1 pseudogene is annotated in these 1,132 nt (G+C 60.7%); it reads left to right on the top strand.

The window, feature by feature from the left end:
• Positions 1–1,132: pseudogene (locus ACT8II_RS07235) on the top strand (YfcC family protein); the annotation flags it as partial.

Here is a 1,132-nt window from a genome sequence, read left to right as displayed (position 1 = left end):
ATGACTGAAACCGCCAAGAAAAAGCGCAGCATGCCCTCATCGTTCACCATTCTTCTTGCCCTATTGGCAATCGTCGCCGTCATCACCGTAATTGTTTCCGGTACGACGGATGCCGTGACCGCCGCTACGTTCAGCGACTTCTTCACGGCGCCGGTCAAGGGCTTCGCCGATGCGTTGCCCGTCTGCCTCTTCGTAATGATCCTCGGCGGCTTCCTCGGCATGATGACCGAGACCGGCGCGTTGGACAACGGCATCGCCGTGCTCGTTCAGAAGCTCAAGGGCCGTGAGATTTGGATTATTCCGGTGCTCATGTGCCTGTTCGCCCTCGGCGGAACCTCCTACGGCATGTGTGAAGAGACGGTCCCGTTCTACGCCCTGCTTGCCGCCACCATGATGGCTGCCGGCTTCGACCCGCTGGTCGGCGCCGCTACCGTCCTGCTCGGCGCGGGATGCGGCTGCCTGGGTTCCACGGTCAACCCGTTCGCCGTCGGTGCCGCCGTCGATGCCCTTTCCTCCAAGGGCATCGAGGTTGATCAGACCATCATCATTGGTCTGGGCTTCCTTCTCACCGTTGTGACCACGCTGATCTCCATTATCTTCGTGATGCGGTACGCCAAGAAGGTCAAGGCCGATAAGGGCTCCACGTTCCTGTCTTTGCAGGAGCAGAAGGACGCCGAGGCCGCCCATGGCGCAGCTGCCGCCGAGGCCGCCAAGGAGGTCAAGCTCACCGGTCGTCAGAAGGCCGTTCTGGGCATTTTCGCTTTCACCTTCGTCGTCATGATCGTCGGCTTCATCCCGCTGGGCGACCTTAATGCGAACGTCGCAGGCTTTTTCGACAACGGTGTGTACGACGCCGACGGTAATACCATTACCCAGGCTTGGTCCGCAGTTGTCACCGGCCTTCCCATTGGCCAGTGGTATTTCGATGAGGCTTCCACGTGGTTCTTCGTCATGGCGATCGTCATCGGTATCGTGGGCGGCCTGTCCGAGAAGCAGATCGTGAACACGTTCATCACCGGTGCCGCCGACATGATGTCCGTCGTCCTGATCATCGCGCTGGCCCGTGGCATCTCCGTTCTCATGGCCGCCACCGGTCTGGACATGTACGTGCTCGACGCTGCCGCCGCCATGC

The organism is Collinsella sp. (genome assembly GCF_052346665.1).
In the GTDB taxonomy this organism is placed as follows: domain Bacteria; phylum Actinomycetota; class Coriobacteriia; order Coriobacteriales; family Coriobacteriaceae; genus Collinsella.
The sequence above is the reverse complement of the archived record's forward strand: the minus strand, read 5'-3'. Positions and strand labels throughout refer to the sequence as shown.